Annotated in this window: 11 protein-coding genes; 7 read left to right on the forward strand and 4 right to left on the reverse strand. The window is 72.9% G+C overall.

Translation table 11 applies throughout. The features are described from left to right. Window positions 1–16 precede the first annotated feature (16 nt). Both FHS38_RS14355 and coaA read right to left on the reverse strand, forming a co-directional pair. Window positions 17–949 (reverse strand): DUF389 domain-containing protein, encoded by a 933-nt coding sequence (locus FHS38_RS14355; protein ID WP_184733911.1) that lies wholly within the window; start codon window positions 947–949, stop codon window positions 17–19. A gap of 71 nt (window positions 950–1020) precedes the next feature. Beyond that, on the reverse strand, window positions 1021–2022 hold the full coding sequence (gene coaA, locus FHS38_RS14360) for a type I pantothenate kinase (protein ID WP_184734172.1): 1002 nt from the start codon (window positions 2020–2022) through the stop codon (window positions 1021–1023). A gap of 256 nt (window positions 2023–2278) precedes the next feature. Here coaA and FHS38_RS14365 point away from each other — a divergent pair, with 256 nt between their 5' ends. The 4 genes from FHS38_RS14365 (at window position 2279) to FHS38_RS14380 (ending at window position 5848) form a co-directional block, all read left to right on the forward strand. Beyond that, window positions 2279–2551 carry a hypothetical protein gene (locus tag FHS38_RS14365; RefSeq protein WP_184734197.1) on the forward strand — a complete coding sequence of 91 codons (273 nt, stop codon included), beginning with the start codon at window positions 2279–2281 and terminating at the stop codon, window positions 2549–2551. Window positions 2552–2575: 24 nt separating this feature from the next. After that, a complete protein-coding gene (gene glmS / locus FHS38_RS14370; protein ID WP_184733912.1) occupies window positions 2576–4423 on the forward strand; it encodes a glutamine--fructose-6-phosphate transaminase (isomerizing) in 1848 nt (615 codons plus the stop codon). Further along, window positions 4420–4788 carry a holo-ACP synthase gene (locus FHS38_RS14375; RefSeq protein WP_184733913.1) on the forward strand — a complete coding sequence of 123 codons (369 nt, stop codon included), beginning with the start codon at window positions 4420–4422 and terminating at the stop codon, window positions 4786–4788. Before glmS ends, FHS38_RS14375 begins: the two co-directional genes overlap by 4 nt. Before the next feature lie 124 nt (window positions 4789–4912). Beyond that, window positions 4913–5848, forward strand: coding sequence for a MerR family transcriptional regulator (locus FHS38_RS14380; RefSeq protein WP_184733914.1), 936 nt, complete (start codon window positions 4913–4915; stop codon window positions 5846–5848). A gap of 282 nt (window positions 5849–6130) precedes the next feature. On the opposite strand, the gene FHS38_RS14385 is transcribed toward FHS38_RS14380, so the two are convergent. Then, window positions 6131–7408 carry a DUF418 domain-containing protein gene (locus FHS38_RS14385; RefSeq protein WP_373301812.1) on the reverse strand — a complete coding sequence of 426 codons (1278 nt, stop codon included), beginning with the start codon at window positions 7406–7408 and terminating at the stop codon, window positions 6131–6133. A gap of 215 nt (window positions 7409–7623) precedes the next feature. On the opposite strand from FHS38_RS14385, the gene FHS38_RS14390 reads away from it, so the two are divergent. Continuing rightward, complete coding sequence (locus tag FHS38_RS14390) at window positions 7624–10944, forward strand: serine protease (RefSeq protein ID WP_184733915.1); 3321 nt, start codon at window positions 7624–7626, stop codon at window positions 10942–10944. Here the strand turns inward: FHS38_RS14390 and FHS38_RS14395 are convergent. Next, window positions 10936–12366, reverse strand: a complete 1431-nt coding sequence (locus FHS38_RS14395) for an NAD(P)H-hydrate dehydratase (RefSeq protein ID WP_184733916.1) — start codon at window positions 12364–12366, stop codon at window positions 10936–10938. The genes FHS38_RS14390 and FHS38_RS14395 overlap by 9 nt on opposite strands. Window positions 12367–12453: 87 nt before the next feature. Here FHS38_RS14395 and alr point away from each other — a divergent pair, with 87 nt between their 5' ends. Together alr and FHS38_RS14405 are read left to right on the forward strand one after the other, a co-directional pair. Next, window positions 12454–13638: an alanine racemase gene (gene alr / locus FHS38_RS14400; RefSeq protein ID WP_184733917.1), complete on the forward strand. Its 1185-nt coding sequence runs from the start codon at window positions 12454–12456 to the stop codon at window positions 13636–13638. A 17-nt stretch (window positions 13639–13655) separates the two neighbouring features. Then, window positions 13656–14882, forward strand: coding sequence for an alpha/beta fold hydrolase (locus tag FHS38_RS14405; protein WP_184733918.1), 1227 nt, complete (start codon window positions 13656–13658; stop codon window positions 14880–14882). Window positions 14883–14953: the final 71 nt, after the last annotated feature.

The raw sequence follows: 14953 nt of genomic DNA on the forward strand, positions 1-14953 counted from the left end.
AGCCCGTCCGGCGTTTTCATGCCGCAGATTTGCGGTGCTGGGCCCAGAACACCCTCTGAGCGGCCAGCGTCAGCGTCCCGGCCACGATGATCCCCAGCAGGTTCAGCGCCAGCTGCACCGCCGAGCCGCGGGTCTCCGACCAGTTGCCGTAGGACAGGGCGACGGCGGCGTTGGCCGCCGCGGGCACGGTCGTCACCGAGATCGCCACGCCGATCAGCGCGCCAGACTTCGCCGAGGTCAGCGACAGGATCCCGGCGATGCCGGCCAGGAACGCCACCACGAACGAGAAGGCGTCCGGCTGCCAGATGAACGAGGTCTGCGGGCGGTCCGCGAGGAACTTCGCCTCGTGGAAGAGCCCCACCGTGTCCATCAGCACGCTGAAGCCGCAAGTCAGCGCCATCGCCACGGGGAAGCCCACCAGCAGCGCCGTCATCGAGCGCCAGGCGAGGCGGGGCGCCCGCCGGACGATCGCCGTGCACAGCCCGGCCAGTGGGCCGAACTCCGGCCCGACCACCATCGCGCCCACGATCAGGATCGCGCTGTCCATGATCACGCCACAGGCGGCGAGCATCGTCGCGACGGTCAGGAACGCCAGGAAGGTGACGCTGAGCGTCGACTCCTCGTGCGTCTCCTCGACCAGCGACTCCCAGACCACCGCGTCCGCGCCGTCGCCCGGCGCCGCCTCCTCGGCCTCCTCAGCGCGCCGGGAGAGCATCAGGCCCACGTCGTCGACGGAGATCGAGCCGACGTCCGGCAGCCCGGTCGCGCGCAGCCGCTCCAGCAGCCCGTCGGCCGCCTCGCGGGCCACGTCGCACAGCACGATGTCGCCCTGGGGATGACGGGCCGCCCTGGCGAGTACGGCCACGTGGGTGACGCCGATGGTCCGCTCCAGCAGCTCGACGATCTCGTCGGTGCGGTCGGGCGGGGTGATCATCCGCAGATGCAGCATGGAGGGTCCTCGGTGCTCGGGCGTTCTGGGATCCGCTCCGGCAGGGAGGGAACGAGTCGGGCGGGCTCGGCCTAGAGCTTCCGCAAGGAGAGCCGCTGCACCTTGTGGTCGGGCCCCTTGCGCAGGATCAGGTTCGACCGCCCCCGGGTGGGTGCCACATTCTCCAGCAGATTCGGCTTGTTGATGGTGCGCCAGTTCCGCCGGGCGTAGTCCAGGGCCTCCTCCTCGGAGACCTGGGTGTACTTGCGGAAGTACGAGTCGGGGTCCTGGAAGGCCGTCGCGCGCAGCTTCCTGAAGCGCTCGTAGTACCAGCGCTCGATGTCGTCGGCCCGCGCGTCGACGTACACGCTGAAGTCGAAGAAGTCGGCCAGCCCGACACGGGTGCGGCCGTCGCTGCCGGGCAGGGCGGGCTGGAGGACGTTGAGCCCCTCGATGATCAGGATGTCCGGGCGGTGCACGGTCAGCCGCTCGTCGGGGACGATGTCGTAGATCAGGTGGGAGTAGACCGGGGCGGTCACCTCCGCCTTGCCGGCCTTCACGTCCGCGACGAAGCGGGTCAGGGCGCGCCGGTCGTAGGACTCGGGGAAGCCCTTGCGCGACATCAGGCCGCGCCGCTGCAGCTCGGCGTTGGGCAGCAGGAAGCCGTCCGTGGTGACAAGCTCGACGCGCGGGTGCTCGGGCCAGCGGGCCAGCAGCGCCTGGAGCAGTCGGGCGGTGGTCGACTTGCCGACCGCGACGCTGCCCGCGACGCCTATGACGAAGGGCGTGCCGGGCTGTGAGCCGTGGCCGCCGCCCACGTCGCCCAGGAAGGTGTTCAGGGCGCCGCGCAGCTCGCTGGTCGCGCCGACGTAGAGGTTGAGCAGCCGGGAGAGCGGGAGGTAGACGTCCCGGACCTCGTCCAGGTCGATGACGTCGCCGAGCCCGCGCAGCCGCTCGACCTCCTCGGCGGTCAGCGGCAGCGGGGTGTTCTCGCGCAGGGCGCTCCACTCCGCACGGGTCAGATCCACGTACGGGGAGGAGTCGGCGCGGCGTCGTTGCTGCGGCTGCTCTGTGGTGGTCGGCACGGGCCCCATTCTGCGCGGGTGGCGGGCGGGGCTCACTTCGGGGGCTCCTTGGGGCGCGTACTGGCGGTTACATCGGGGGCATACGCCGGGTGTGGGATTCGGGTGTTCTTTGTGGGGTTTATGGGGTGTGAGAGAGGGATTGCGGGACACGAGCGGGTGACGTTCGGCCTTGTTCCCTGTACCTACCGGCGGGTCGGAGCTACGTTCCAGCCACTCCGGACACCCCCACTGCCACCGGAGCCCCCCACAGCATCAGAGGGACACCGTGTTCGCTCTCAGACCCCTGCGCCGCCGCCACGGCCGCCGCGACTGTTCCGACCGGACCGCCTTCGCCGACCGGGTGACCTCCGCCGACCAGGTGGCTTTCGCCGACCAGGTGAAAAGCGAGCTGACCGACGAGCTGCCGGACGAGGACCTCGGCCAGGACCTGGAGGACTGCCTGGCCGTCTACGAGCTGGGCAGCAAGCCGCGCTGCGAGGAGGTCGAGTACCTCGAACTCGTCCAGGAAGCCATCGACCGGATCGACCGCGGCCGCTGAGCCCTGGGCCTTACGCTGCACTCCATGTGCGGAATCGTTGGCTATGTGGGAGGGCAGTGCGCCCTCGACGTCGTATTGGCGGGCCTGAAGCGCCTGGAGTACCGCGGCTATGACTCGGCCGGGGCCGCGGTGCTGGCCGACGGCGGTCTCGCCGCCGCGAAGAAGGCGGGCAAGCTCGCCAATCTGGAGAAGGAGCTCGCCGAGCGGCCGCTGCCGTCCGGCCCGACCGGCATCGGCCACACCCGGTGGGCCACCCACGGCGGCCCCACCGACGCCAACGCCCACCCGCACCTGGACAACGCCGGGCGCGTCGCGGTGGTCCACAACGGCATCATCGAGAACTTCGCCGGGCTCCGCGCCGAGCTGGCCGAGCGCGGCCACACCCTGGGCTCCGAGACCGACACCGAGGTCGTCGCCCACCTGCTCGCCGAGGCCTTCTCCTCCTGCGGCGACCTCGCCGAGTCCATGCGGCAGGTGTGCCGCCGCCTGGAGGGCGCCTTCACGCTCGTCGCGGTGCACGCGGACGACCCGGACGTGGTCGTCGGCGCCCGCCGCAACTCCCCCCTCGTCGTCGGCGTCGGCGACGGCGAGCACTTCCTCGCCTCCGACGTCGCCGCCTTCATCGCCCACACCCGCGAGGCCATCGAGCTCGGCCAGGACCAGGTCGTGGAGCTGCGCCGGGACGGCGTGACCGTCACGGACTTCGACGGCGCCCCCGCGGACGTCCGGGCGTACCACGTGGACTGGGACGCCTCCGCGGCCGAGAAGGGCGGCTACGACTACTTCATGCTCAAGGAGATCGCCGAGCAGCCGAAGGCGGTCGCGGACACGCTGCTGGGCCGGATCGACGCGTCCGGCGCGCTGCTGCTGGACGAGGTCCGCATCCCCGCGTCCGTGCTGCGCGAGGTCGACAAGGTCGTCATCGTGGCGTGCGGCACGGCGTACCACGCCGGGATGATCGCCAAGTACGCCATCGAGCACTGGACGCGCGTCCCCTGCGAGACGGAGCTGGCGAGCGAGTTCCGCTACCGCGACCCGATCCTCGACCAGCGCACGCTGGTGATCGCCATCAGCCAGTCCGGCGAGACGATGGACACCCTGATGGCCCTGCGGCACGCGCGGGAACAGGGCGCGAAGGTCCTGGCGATCTGCAACACGAACGGCTCGACGATCCCCCGTGAGTCCGACGCCGTGCTCTACACCCACGCGGGCCCGGAAGTCGCCGTCGCGTCCACGAAGGCGTTCCTGACCCAGCTGGTCGCCTGCTACCTCGTCGCCCTCTACCTGGGCCAGGTGCGCGGCACCAAGTGGGGCGACGAGATCGTCTCCGTCGTCCACGAGCTGTCGGCCATCGCCACCCAGGTGGAGGAGGTCCTGGAGACCATGGAGCCGGTCCGTGAGCTGGCCCGCTCCCTGGCCGGCAAGAACACGGTCCTCTTCCTCGGCCGGCACGTCGGCTACCCGGTCGCCCTGGAAGGCGCCCTGAAGCTCAAGGAGCTCGCCTACATGCACGCCGAGGGCTTCGCGGCGGGCGAGCTGAAACACGGCCCCATCGCCCTGATCGAGGACGACCTGCCGGTCGTCGTGGTCGTCCCCTCCCCCCGCGGCCGGTCGGTCCTCCACGACAAGATCGTCTCGAACATCCAGGAGATCAGGGCCCGGGGCGCCCGGACGATCGTCATCGCCGAGCGGGGCGACGAGGCGGTGCGCCCGTACGCCGACCACCTCATCGAGATCCCGGCGACCCCGGTGCTCCTCCAGCCCCTGGTCGCCACCGTCCCGCTCCAGGTCTTCGCCTGCGAACTGGCCACGGCCCGCGGCAACGAGGTCGACCAGCCGCGCAACCTGGCGAAGTCGGTGACGGTCGAATGATCATCGGCGTCGGCATCGACGTAGCCGAGATCGACCGCTTCGACGCGGCCCTCCAGCGAACACCGAGCCTCGCCGAGCGCCTGTTCGTCGAGGCCGAGCTGTACCTGCCGAGCGGGGAACGCCGAGGCATCGCCTCCCTGGCGGCCCGCTTCGCCGCGAAGGAAGCCCTCGCCAAGGCCCTCGGCGCCCCGGCGGGCCTGCTCTGGACGGACGCGGAGGTCACCACGGAGGACAGCGGCCGCCCGAGCCTGACGGTCACGGGCACGGTGGCCGCGTGCGCGCAGGCGCTGGGGGTGCGCTCCTGGCACATCTCGCTGAGCCACGACGCGGGGGTGGCCTCGGCGGTGGTGATCGCGGAGGGGTAGGGGTGCTCCCGGGCGCGGCCCGTGGGGCGGGCCGCACGCTGGCGGCCGCCCGCTACGACGCCGGGCGGGCGCGGAGCGCCCCGGCGTTGACTCTCCAGCGACGGGAGACACCAAGGTGGCGGACATGGACGACGACACCCTCCATTCCATCGGTGACCTGGCCCGGCTGACCGGTCTTTCGGTCAAGACCATCCGGTTCTGGTCCGATGCGGGAGTGGTGCCGCCGACCGACCGTACGCCCGCGGGCTACCGCCTCTACGGGCAGGACGCCCTGGCCCGACTCGGCCTCGTCCGTACGCTGCGCGAACTCGGTGTCGGCCTCGCCGCCATCCAGCGGGTGCTGGAGCGCGAGATCACCGTCGCCGAGGTCGCGGCCGTGCACGCCGAGGCGCTCGACGTGCAGATCCGCACGTTGCGGCTGCGCCAGGCCGTTCTGCGAGCGGTAGCCGGACGCGGGTCCACACCCGAGGAGATGGAACTCATGCACAAGCTCGCGAATCTCTCCGATCAGGAACGCCGCCGTCTGATCCACGACTTCATCGACCACGCCTTCGACGGCCTCGACGTCGACGCCGAATTCCTGGCCACGATGCGCAGCGCGATGCCCGAGCTGCCGGAGGACCCGGCGCCCGAGCAGATCGACGCCTGGGTGGAGCTGGCGGAGCTCGTCCAGGACGCCGACTTCCGTGCCGGAATGCGCAAGGCCGCCGTCGACCAGCTCCGGTCCCGTACGGAGGTCGGGGCGCCCGCTCCGGAGGACACCCGCCGGCTGGCGGACCTGATCAGGGAGCGGACCGCCCGGGCTCAGGAGTCCGGCGTCGAGCCGACCTCCGAGGAGGCGCGCCCAGTGGTCGACGAGCTGGTGGCCCGGAGCGCGGAGCTGTCGGGCCGTGAGGACGGCCCGGAGTTCCGGACCTGGCTGCTGGAACGGATGGAGATCGGCAACGACTCGCGGTTCGAGCGGTACTGGCGGCTCATCGCCGTGATCAACGGCTGGCCGGCGCCGAGCATGGGTCCGGCGATGGATTGGCTGATCGCGGCGCTTCGCGCCGGCCGCTGACGGCTGTGGGGTGAGGTTGGCGAACGGCCCCCGCGGAAGCGGGGCCGTTCGTCGTTCCCCCCCCCAGCGGTTGCGCACGCGTCAGGGGCTCGTGTGGGTCGGGGCGCTCTCTCGGGTCTCGTAGTGGAAGGGTGGCGCGCTCCAGCTGATGCCGCTCCCCGACCAGATCCGCGCCCCGCGCCCGGCTGGTGGCCACCGCAGTGGTTCCGGGGGTCTTTGCCCCGAGCTCTGTCAGCCGATCGGGGTCTGGAGGCGAAGCCCCTGGGCCGGGCAGCTGCGCCGCTACCGGTACATCAGCCGCCGCAGCACCGCTTCCACCGGGCCCCGCCGCCCCCGGCGCTCGAGCGCGTACGCCCCGGCCACCGTCACCAGCCACACCCCCACCGCGAACAGGGCCATCGTCGCGCTGGTCAGATGGGCGCCGATGCCCAGGCCCCAGGCAGCGAGCAGCGGGGCGAAGAGCAGTGAGTGGGCGAGATAGCTGGACAGCGACCGCTTGCCCACGGCGGATATGGCCGAAATGGCCACTGTGGCCTTCGCGTTCCCTCGCGCAGGCCGCCCGCTCCACCAATGCGCGAACAACGCCACTACCGCGACATAGCCGAGCCCGGCCCCGTACCCGGTGACCTCCCGGAGCACCGTCAGCGCCCCGGCCTCGCTCTGTGCGTCGTCCGGCACATCGAGCGCCCCGATGTGGGCGAGCGCCGCGGGCAGCGCGCCGAGCCAGCCGACCGCGATGCCGATGACCGCCGTGCGGCGCAGTAGCGGCAGGTGGTGCCCCGGCTCCTCCAGGATGCGGCGGCGCGCGGCCCAGAAACCGAGCAGAAAGATGACGTAGCCTCCGCCGACCAGAGACAAGGGGGCCGCGGCGAAGGTGATGAAAAGGCCGGTCGCCAGCCGGGTCCCGGCCGCCGCGAACCAACCCCCCTCGTCCGCTCCGTATGCCTCGGCCCCCGGGTCCGCACCCGCGTCCCCCAGGGTCCCCAACTCCCCATGGAGCACGGCGGATATGACCGGTTGTGCGGAAACGAGCACCAGTTGCGCGGCACCGATCGCGATCCACCACTTCAGGGCGCGCTCGCTCCGTCGCAGGAAGAGCCAGCCGAGGGCGAGGCTCAGCAGTCCGTAATAGCCGACGATGTCGCCCGCCATGAGGAGGGTGGAGTGGGCGAGCCCGATGACGATCAGGAGGAGGCTGCGCCTGCGCAGGATGCCGGCCGCTCCGCGTTCGCCGGTCCCGGCGGCGGTTTGGCGCAGGAAGAGCTGCATCATGCCGTAGCCGAAGAGGAAGGCGAAGAGCGGATAGACCCGCAGGTCGAGGGCCGTGATCATGGTGAACTGGACCGCGTGGTCCAGCCACCCCCCGGTCACCGGCTGCCACCCCGAGGGCCCGTACTCGGACCTCCACAAGTGGAACGCGGTGTTGGACAGCACGATGAACAGCAGCATGATCCCGCGCGCCAGGTCGGGCGCGAGGGCCCGCTCGGCAGGGCGTACACCTGCGCGGTGCGGTGCTGGGGTCGGGGGCATGTGGGCCCCGTCTTTGATGTCGACCGTCATACGCCGACGCTAGGGAGACGGCCGACGGTAGGGCGTCCGCCTTTGGTCTAGGAGCGCATGACCTTGGTCTAGAAGTGCGCGGCCTTCCGTCCTGGTTCGAGCTGCGGGCGGTCGTCGCGCTGAGCGCGTGAGCGTCCTGGCCCGCAATCTCCTGACCGCACAAGCCACCTGCCGTATCGTCAGATCGGCGCATGGGCGGGCGGAGGGGGAAGGCTGTGCACCCGGCGGAGGAACGTATCGCGGCGGTCTCGGGCCGAAGCCAGGGGAGCGGCTATCTGCTGACGCCCCGGCTGGTGCTGACCGCAGCACACGTGGTGGGTGATGCGCCCGCACCCCAGGTCGTCGTGCCCGGAGGCGTCGGGCCCGTGCGGTGCAAAGTGGTGTGGGCGCGGGACGAGAAGCGAAGGTGCGACGCCGCCCTGTTGCTCGCCGAGCGGGACCTCGTGGCCGAGGACGTGGCGGGCGGCTTCGATCCGTTGCTGTGGGGGCGGGCCCGGGACCTCAGGGCTCTGCCGGGTGCGCAGGCCGTCGGGTTTCCGCAGGTGCAACGGGACGCGGACGGTGAGCTCGACACCGAGCAGGTCGTGGGGTCGCTCAAGCCGGGCAGCAATCTCCTCAGCGGTCGCCATGTGCTCGACAGTGATCACGGGGCCCCGGAGGCGCTCGCCGACGGGGGCTCGCCGTGGGCGGGGATGTCCGGGGCCGCCGTCTTCGTGGACGGGCTGCTCGCCGGGGTGGTGTGCGCGGACCCGAAGGGCTGGAACCACGGACGTCTGATGGTGACGTCCTCGGCGACGCTCTGGTCGCACTTCGACTTCCTCAGCGAGTGCCTTCGCGCGGGGCACAAGCCGGAGACGCGCCCCCTCACCTCCTCCCGCCAGCTCGAGATCGAGGCATTCGAGCGGAGGCTCCGCGACTACATCGTCGGCAAGGTCGGCGAACTGACCATCGTGGGTCTCACGCTCTCCGACGGCGAGGGCGAGACGTGGCCGCTCGACGCCGCCTACCTCAGCCTCGAACTGACCGGCGTGCCGCGCTCCACGCGTGCCGGGGGCTTCGGCGTTTCGGACGGGGACGCCGCCGTACGGCCGTCGCCGAGGCGGGCCGAAGACGCGCTGGCCGGGCAGAAGCGGGTGCTGCTGCGGGGTGCCGCCGGCTCGGGCAAGACCACGCTGCTCCAGTGGCTCGCGACGATCAGCGCACGCGGCGACCTGCCCCCGGGGCTGAGCCACCTGAGCGACTGCGTGCCGCTCACCCTGCCCCTGCGATCGCTGATCCGGAACGGCGAGCTGCCGCAGCCGGAGGAGTTCCTGGCCGCCGCCGCCCGTCCGCTGGCCGGGCTTCCCGCCGCCGCGGGGTGGGTGACCCGCAGGCTGACCGAGGGCAGTGTGCTGTTGCTGATCGACGGCGTGGACGAGGTGCCCGAAGCCGACCGCCGACGCACACTGGCCTGGGTCAAGGACCTGCTGGCCGCCTACCCCGACGCGCGGTACGTCATCACGACCAGACCGTCCGCGGTGCGCGAGGGCTGGCTGTCGGACGCGGGCTTCACCGAGCTGGAGCTGCTCCCGATGAGCCGGGGCGACGTCGCGGCCTTCATCGACCGGTGGCACACGGCCGCCGGAGCACGGCAGAACGCACAGTTGCGGGCCTTCCGGGACGCGCTCACCACGGCGGTCGTCGCCAAACCCGACCTGGGGCGCCTGGCCACCAACCCGCTGATGTGCGCGCTGATCTGTGCCCTCAACCGTTCCCGCCGGGGGTACCTGCCGCACGGCCGGATGGAGCTGTACCGCGCCGCGCTGGAACTGCTGCTCGTACGGCGGGACCGCGAGCGCGAGATCGTCGCCGGCCGGGACGGGATGGAGCTCGAACACACCCATCAGGTGGCGCTGTTGCAGAAGATCGCCTACTGGCTGATCCGCAACGGCCGGTCCGAGATCGCATGGCACAAGGCCGTCGAGATCCTCGAACGGGCGCTCCCCGCCATGCCCTCCGTCGCCGCGCGCGGCGACGCCGAGGAGATCCTGCGCCATCTCGTCCTGCGCAGCGGCCTGTTGCGGCGGCCCACCAGCGAGACCCTGGACTTCATCCACCGCACGTTCCAGGACTACCTGGGGGCCCAGGCCGCCGTGGACGACTGGGACTTCGACGTCCTCGTCAACCACGCCCACGACGACCAGTGGGAGGACGTGCTGCGCATGGCCGTCGGCCACGCCCCGCCACGCGCGCGTGCCGAGCTGCTCGACATGCTCCTGAAGCGCGGCGACGGGGAGGAGCACAACCGGTACCGGCTGCACCTGCTGGCCGCGGCCTGCCTGGAACACGCCACCGAGGTGGAGTACGACGTACGGGCACGGGTCGAGAAGGCGGCCGCGGAGCTCGTACCTCCGCGCGACCAGGAGTCGGCCAAGGTGCTGGCGACGGCGGGCCGGGTCGTGCTGGACCTGCTGCCGGGGCCCGAGGGGCTGGGCAACGAGGTGGCCCACGCCGTCGTCGTGGCGGCGACCCTGGTGGCGGACGACCGGGCCATCCCCCTGCTGTCCCGGTACGCCACCCATCCCTCCCTGGAGGTCCGTTCCCAGCTCGCCTGGGCGTGGGACCGCTTCGACACCGAGCAGTACGCGGAAGCGGTGATCGGCAAGCTCTCGTACGAGCCCAGGGGAACGGCCTCGCTCGCGTTCGTCGCGAAGACCCGGGAGCACCTGGCCGTGCTCAAGAGACTCGGCGGGCGGCCCGACGTGCAGTGGCGGGGCCCCGCCGCCCCCGAAGACCTGGCGGAGCTGGCCACACCGGCACTCAAGGACCTCTCGCTCCGCGGCTGCCAGGAGATCATCGACCTGCGAGCCCTGCGGGACTGCCCGCCGCTGCGCTCGCTGCGGATCACCGAGTCCGAGGGCGTTGCCCACCTGGGGGCGCTGAACGGCGAAGCGCTCCGGATCCTCCAGCTCTCCCTGTTCGGGTTTCCCCGGGATCTGGAGGCGGTGGCCGGTCTGGAGCGGCTGGAGTCGCTGGACTTCGAATGCACCGATCCGGGTGTCCCCGACGGGCCGGACGGTGAGCTGCCGCTGCCGCCCCGGCTCACGTCCCTGGCCCTGGGACGTGACGCGGCCGGCCTGCGGCTGGTGGGGTTGAGCCGGCACCCCCGGCTCGAAATGGTGGCCCTGAACAACCCCGAACTTCCCCTGTCGGCTTTTCCTCTGGCCACGCTGCCCCGGCTCAGCGCGTTGGGCATCCGGAGGATGGACCTGACCACGCTGCGGCACGGGGAGCCGCTGCCCGGCGTGTCCGACGTCGTCCTGTCCGGCGTCATCGGTCTGGCCGGGCTGGCTCATCTGCCGGAGATCTTCCCGGGCGCCCGGACACTGACCATCAGCAGTCACCCGCGTGCTACCAAGGAAAACCTCGACCTGGCCCACTTGGAGGGCTTGAGCCTGGAGAGCCTGTACCTCCACCACGCCGGCCCGGTCCACAACGTGGATCTGCTGCCGAGCGGCTGCGATCTCTACCGCACGTCACCTGAACTCTCACTCTGACACCCGCCGCCACACCCCCGGCAACGCCCCCGCCACCCCCATCGCCGTCAGCGGCGCCGAGCCCAGCGACCGGGCCGCCAGGCCGTGCAGATACGCCCCCACCGACGCCGCGTCCCGCCCCGGCAGGCCCGCCGCCAGCAGGGAGCCCGTCAGCCCCGACAGGACGTCCCCGCTGCCCGCCGTCGCCAGCCACGGTGTCCCCGTCGGATTCACCCGCACCGCCTCGCCCGAGGCGCAGGCCACCACCGTCGTCGAGCCCTTGAGCAGCGCCGTCACGCCGAAGCGCTCCGCCAGGGCCCGTGCCGATTCCAGGCGGGCCGACTCGACGTCCTCGCGGGAGCGGCCGAGGAGTGCCGCCGCCTCGCCGGCGTGCGGGGTGAGGACGGTCGCGGCGGACCGGGCGCGCAGGGCGTCGACGGAGACCAGGTGCAGGCCGTCCGCGTCGACGAGGACCGGGACGTCCGAGGCCAGGACGTCGTCGACGGCCCGGCGGGCGCGGGCGTCGTCGCCGAGGCCCGGGCCGACCACCCACGCCTGGACCCGGCCCGCCTTCGACGGGGGGCCCGCCGAGACCAGGGTCTCGGGGAAGTGGGCGATGACCGCGTCGGCCGCGGGGCCGACGTAGCGGACCGCGCCCGCGCCGCCGTGGAGGGCGCCCGCGACGGAGAGGACCGCCGCGCCCGGGTAGCGGTCCGAGCCGGCCACCACGCCCACCACGCCCCGGCGGTATTTGTCGCTCTCGGCGGACGGGCTGGGCAGCAGCCCGGCGACGTCCGCGTGCTGGAGCGCCTCCACGTCGGGCCCGTCCGGCAGGCGGAGACCGATGTCGACCAGGCGCAGGGCGCCCGCGTGCTCCCGGGCCGGATCGATGAGCAGACCCGGCTTGTACGTGCCGAAGGTGACGGTCGCGTCCGCCCGGACCGCCGTGCCGCGCACCTCGCCGGTGTCCGCGTCGACGCCGCTGGGCAGGTCGACGGCGACCACCAGGGCCCCTGCCGCCGCCGCGACCAGGGATTCCGCCGCCGGGCGCAGCCCGCCCCTGCCGCCGATGCCGACGATGCCGTCGACGACGAGGTCCGCGCGCCGGACCACGTGGTCGCCCTCCTCGGCGGAGGCGACCCGGCCGCCCGCCGCCCGCAGCGCCGCCAGGCCGCCCGCGTGCGCGCGGTCCGGGGCGAGCAGCACCGCGCTCACCCCGGCGCCGCGCCGGGCCAGGCGGGCGCCCGCGTACAGGGCGTCGCCGCCGTTGTCCCCGCTGCCGACCAGCAGGGCCACCCGTGCCCCGTACACCTTCCCCAGCAGGTCGGCGCAGGCGGCGGCGAGCCCGGCCGCCGCACGTTGCATCAGGGCGCCCTCGGGCAGCTCGGCCATGAGCGCGCGCTCGGCGGCCCGTACGGTCTCGACGCTGTAGCCAGTCCTCATGCCTTCAGTGTGGCCGCCGACGCTTCCGCCCGCCCGGAACATGACACCCGCGACGCCGCCCCGCGGGGGCCTGAGACACTGACGGGGATGAGTGAGACACCGATGCCGATGCGCGCCCGTGCCGTGATCGACCTGGCCGCCCTGCGAGCCAACGTGACGACGCTGCGGGCGCGTGCGCCCCGGGCGCAGCTGATGGCCGTGGTCAAGGCGGACGCCTACGGCCACGGCGCGGTCCGCTGCGCGCGCGCGGCGCGGCAGGCCGGAGCCGAGTGGCTCGGAACGGCCACGCCGCAGGAGGCGCTGGCGCTGCGGGACGCGGGGGACACCGGACGGCTGCTGTGCTGGCTGTGGACGCCGGGCGGGCCGTGGCGGGAGGCCGTCGAGGCCGACATCGACGTCTCGGTCAGCGGCCTGTGGGCGCTGGAGGAGGTGTCGGCAGCGGTGCGCGCGAGCGGTCTGCGGGCCCGTGTGCAGCTGAAGATCGACACCGGGCTCGGCCGCAACGGCTGCTCGCCCGAGGACTGGCCGGAACTGGTGCTCGCGGCCCGCGAGGCCGAGGCCGAGGGCCTGGTCCGGGTCACCGGCATCTGGTCGCACTTCGCCTGCGCGGACGAGCCCGGTCACCCCTCCATCCAGGCGCAACTGCGGGTCTTCAAGGACGCCCTCGGCTACGCCGAGCGCCAGGGGATCACCCCCGAGGTGCGGCACATCGCCAATTCCCCGGCGCTGCTCACGCTCCCCGAGACCCACTTCGACCTCGTGCGGACCGGTGTCGCGGTCTACGGCGTCTCCCCGAGCCCCGAGATCGGCACGCCGGAGGACTTCGGCCTCAAGCCCGTGATGACGCTGTCCGCGTCCCTCGCCTCGGTCAAGCGGGTGCCGGGCGGTCACGGTGTCTCGTACGGGCATCACTACACGACCCCCGGCGCCACTACTCTCGCCCTCGTCCCCGTCGGCTACGCCGACGGCATTCCGCGGGCCGCCTCCGGCACCGGGCCGGTGCTGGTGGGGGGCAAGTGGCGGACGGTCGCGGGCCGGGTGGCCATGGACCAGTTCGTCGTGGACCTGGGCGGCGACAGCGCCCGGGTGGGTGACGAGGCGGTGCTGTTCGGCCCGGGCGACCGGGGCGAGCCGACCGCCGAGGACTGGGCGCGTGCCACGGGCACGATCGCCTACGAGGTCGTCACGCGCATCTCCAACCGGGTGCCCCGCGTCTATGTCGGTGAGAACGTGAACGAGAACGAGATCGCCGAGGACGTGGACCAGAGCTAGGACACGGGGGACCGGAAATGAGCGAAGGGGAAACCACGGGCGTGGACGCCGCCGGCTGGCGGCGGGGCGCCGGGGTCGCGGGCGCCGCGATCGGGATCGTCGCCGCCGGGGCCGCGGTCGGTGTGGCGGTGGAGCGGCTGACGGTGGGCCGCGGCATGCGCCGCAAGGCGCGGCTCGCCCTGGACGCCTCGGCCCCGTACGGGACGCTGCGCGGCACCGCGGGCACGGCCGTCGCCGAGGACGGCACCGAGCTGCACTACGAGGTCGACGAGGTCGACGACACGGCCGTGGCGGAGGCCCCGGCACCCCGCCGACGGTTCTTCGGGGGCGCCGGGCGCCCGCAGGCCGAGCCGGTCACCGTCGTATTCAGCCACGGCTACTGCCTCGGGCAGGACTCCTGGCACTTCCAGCGGGCCGCGCTGCGCGGCGCCGTGCGGACCGTCTTCTGGGACCAGCGCAGTCACGGCCGCTCCGGGCGCGGTGTCGCCCAGCGGGACGGGGAAGCGCCCGTCAGCATCGACCTGCTGGGCCGTGACCTCAAGGCGGTCATCGACGCCGCCGCCCCCGAGGGACCCCTGGTGCTGGTGGGGCACTCGATGGGCGGCATGACGATGATGGCGCTGGCCGCGCAGTACCCCGAGCTGGTCGCCGAGCGCGTCGTGGGCGCGGCCTTCATCGGCACGTCCTCGGGGCGGCTCGCCGAGCTCACCTACGGCCTCCCCGTCGTCGGCGGGCTGAACGTGGCGCGCCGCGTCCTGCCGGGCGTCTTCAAGCTGATGACCGCGCAGGCCGAGCTGGTCGAGCGGGGGCGGCGGGCCACCGCCGACCTGTTCGCGGGGCTCATCAAGCGCTATTCGTTCGGCTCGCGCGACGTGGACCCGGCGGTGGCGCGGTTCGCCGAGCGGCTGATCGAGGCGACGCCGGTCGAGATCGTCGCCGAGTTCTACCCGGCCTTCGCCGAGCACGACAAGGTGGAGGCGCTGTGCGCCTTCGACCACCTGCCGGTGCTCGTCCTCGCCGGGACGAGGGACCTGATGACGCCGAGCGAGCACAGCGAGGCCATCGCGGCGGCCCTGCCGGACGCGGAGCTGGTGCTCGTACCGGACGCCGGGCACCTGGTGATGCTGGAACACCCCGGGACGGTCGACGAGCACCTGGCCGGAATGCTGGCCGCGGCCGGGGCGGGCGAGGCGGCCCGGGGGATCGAGCAGCGGCGGGCGGCCGGGGCGCGCCGGCACGGCTGAGGGGAAGGCGGGCGCGGGCGCTCGTGCCCGCCGTCGGCACGGCCGGTCCCCGCAGGGGCCCGAGCCCGTAC

It is taken from the genome of Streptomyces netropsis, assembly GCF_014203545.1.
In the GTDB taxonomy this organism is placed as follows: Bacteria; Actinomycetota; Actinomycetes; order Streptomycetales; family Streptomycetaceae; genus Streptomyces; species Streptomyces netropsis.

What these genes read in the sequence shown, in the direction of transcription:
- glmS (WP_184733912.1), top strand. Translation starts at nt 2,576, where the DNA reads ATGTGCGGAATCGTTGGCTATGTGGGAGGGCAGTGCGCCCTCGACGTC.
- FHS38_RS14395 (WP_184733916.1), bottom strand. Translation starts at nt 12,366, where the DNA reads ATGAGGACTGGCTACAGCGTCGAGACCGTACGGGCCGCCGAGCGCGCG.
- FHS38_RS14405 (WP_184733918.1), top strand. Translation starts at nt 13,656, where the DNA reads ATGAGCGAAGGGGAAACCACGGGCGTGGACGCCGCCGGCTGGCGGCGG.
- FHS38_RS14375 (WP_184733913.1), top strand. Translation starts at nt 4,420, where the DNA reads ATGATCATCGGCGTCGGCATCGACGTAGCCGAGATCGACCGCTTCGAC.
- FHS38_RS14380 (WP_184733914.1), top strand. Translation starts at nt 4,913, where the DNA reads ATGGACGACGACACCCTCCATTCCATCGGTGACCTGGCCCGGCTGACC.
- FHS38_RS14385 (WP_373301812.1), bottom strand. Translation starts at nt 7,408, where the DNA reads ATGACGGTCGACATCAAAGACGGGGCCCACATGCCCCCGACCCCAGCA.
- alr (WP_184733917.1), top strand. Translation starts at nt 12,454, where the DNA reads ATGAGTGAGACACCGATGCCGATGCGCGCCCGTGCCGTGATCGACCTG.
- coaA (WP_184734172.1), bottom strand. Translation starts at nt 2,022, where the DNA reads ATGGGGCCCGTGCCGACCACCACAGAGCAGCCGCAGCAACGACGCCGC.
- FHS38_RS14355 (WP_184733911.1), bottom strand. Translation starts at nt 949, where the DNA reads ATGCTGCATCTGCGGATGATCACCCCGCCCGACCGCACCGACGAGATC.